This is a genomic window from Bordetella petrii (assembly GCF_020991325.1).
Classification (GTDB): domain Bacteria; phylum Pseudomonadota; class Gammaproteobacteria; order Burkholderiales; family Burkholderiaceae_B; genus Bordetella_A; species Bordetella_A petrii_E.
In genome coordinates, this window is the sequence record NZ_JAJMLX010000507.1 from 1 (window position 1) to 1,135 (window position 1,135).

At 65.0% G+C, this 1,135-nt stretch carries 2 protein-coding genes; one reads left to right on the forward strand and one right to left on the reverse strand.

Translation table 11 applies throughout. The features are described 5' to 3' along the window. A partial coding sequence (locus LPZ50_RS24990; protein ID WP_230665518.1) for an aminotransferase class III-fold pyridoxal phosphate-dependent enzyme occupies positions 1-700 on the reverse strand: 700 nt, incomplete at its 3' end. A gap of 183 nt (positions 701-883) precedes the next feature. Between LPZ50_RS24990 and LPZ50_RS24995 the strand changes: the two genes are divergently transcribed. Further along, positions 884-1,135, forward strand: a 252-nt coding sequence (locus tag LPZ50_RS24995; RefSeq protein ID WP_230665519.1) for a GntR family transcriptional regulator, incomplete at its 3' end; no start/stop codon positions are given.

The window sequence follows — 1,135 nt, forward strand, 5'->3', positions numbered from 1 at the left end:
TGGGCGGTACCAGCACGCCGGTCGAGCCAGCCATGGGTTCGACAATGACGGCCGCGATGGTGGATGGATCGTGCAGCGCCACGATGCGTTCCAGATCGTCGGCCAGGTGCTCGCCCCAGGCCGGCTGGCCCTTGGAATTGGCGTTGTGTTCCAGATTGTGGGTGTGCGGCAGGTGGTCGATGGCCGGCAGCAGCGCACCCGAGAACGTCTTGCGGTTGGGTGAAATGCCGCCCACCGAAATACCGCCGAAACCCACGCCGTGATAGCCGCGTTCGCGGCCGATCAGGCGGGTGCGCTGCGCATCGCCGCGCGCCCGGTGATAGGCCAGCGCGATTTTCAGGGCGGTATCCACTGATTCCGACCCCGAGTTGGTAAAGAAAATGCGGTCCATGCCCTGGGGCATCAGGCCTGCAACGGCCGAGGCAGCCTCGAACGCCAAAGGGTGGCACAACTGGAAGCCGGGCGCGTAGTCCAGTTCGCCCGCCTGGCGGGCGATGGCTTCGGCGATTTCCGGTCGGCAGTGGCCGGCGTTGACGCACCACAGGCCCGAGGTTCCGTCCAGGATCTGGCGGCCATCTATCGAGGTGTAGTACATGCCCTTGGCACTGGCCAGCATGCGCGGCTGGGATTTGAACTGCTTGTTGGCGGTAAACGGCATCCACAGGTGGGACAGGTCTGGCAGGCCGGCAGGGGCGTTCATGGTTCGAGGCTCCGGAAAGAACCTGCATGCGCCGGCGGTGCTATGGGCCCCGGCGTTGGTGGCAGGATTGAAGCCATTCTGATCCCGCGGCGTGCGGTTGAAAATATACAATTGCCCTAAAACTCGCTAACTGTGCAGGTATAAATCTGATTGCTGTACAGGTAAATGCAGGAAACCCTTTCCATGCTCGATTTCCAGCCTATCCGTGCGCGCAAGCAGGCTCCCAGCCTGGTGGACCAGGTGGTGGACGCCTATGCGCGGGCCATCCAGTCGCAGGTGCTGCGGCCCGGCATGGCCGTGCCGTCGGTGCGCGAGTTTGCGCGCACTTACCAGGTCAGTACCTTTACGGTGGCGGGGGCCTATGGGCGGCTGGTGGCGCAGGGGTGGCTGGTGGCCCGGCCGGGCGCCGGCTACCGCGTGGCGGCCCGCGCGCAG